The organism is Vibrio sp. 1249-1 (assembly GCF_033340495.1).
This window is the reverse complement of record NZ_JAWOWJ010000515.1, coordinates 1-713: the sequence shown is the minus strand read 5'-3', so window position 1 is coordinate 713 and position 713 is coordinate 1. Positions and strand designations below refer to the sequence as shown.

Genomic DNA, 713 nt, shown 5'->3' with positions numbered 1-713 from the left:
TTGTACCTTGCGGTTCAAACCTTCTACGCTTTGTGAGCTGTCATTCGCTAGTTGCAGTGAGCGAACCGAAATGTCGCTGATCGACGTAATATCTGCGGCAATTTCTTTTGTCACCGCAGTTTGCTCTTCGGCGGCGGTCGCAATAGAGTTCACCATGCTTTGCACGTGCCCTGCACCAGCAACGATTTCTTCCAATGATTCCACCGCTCCCGAGCTTTGGCTAACACCAATTTCCACCAAACGGCAACCATCTTCGGTGTAAGTCACGGCTTCTTGCGTGCCAACTTGAATCGCTTGGATAATCTCGCCTACTTCTTGTGTTGCTTTCGTCGTACGCTCGGCAAGTGCACGGACTTCATCAGCCACAACCGCAAACCCGCGACCAAACTCACCCGCACGCGCAGCTTCAATTGCCGCGTTTAACGCAAGCAAGTTAGTTTGCTCTGCGACAGAGGTAATCAAGTCTGCCACTTTCATGATTTCTTCATGGCTAGTAATGATCTGGCTGATGGCTTGAGTAGAATCTTCTAGCAGTTCAGAGCTTTTCTCTGCTTGTTGATGAACGTCTTCACTCTTCTCGCGCAGCTCTTCCACAAACTTGCTCGACTCTTCAAGCCCTGTGGCCAAGTGATGTACTTGTTGGCTCATTTGCTCTGCCGCACTTGCTTGAGATTCACTATTCACGTTGAGTGCATTGACTTGCTCATCCAACT

Annotated in this window: 1 protein-coding gene; it reads right to left on the bottom strand. The window is 49.6% G+C overall.

The features are described from left to right. Window positions 1-713, bottom strand: a 713-nt coding sequence (locus R7Z50_RS27330) for a methyl-accepting chemotaxis protein (RefSeq protein ID WP_318149725.1), incomplete at both ends; no start/stop codon positions are given.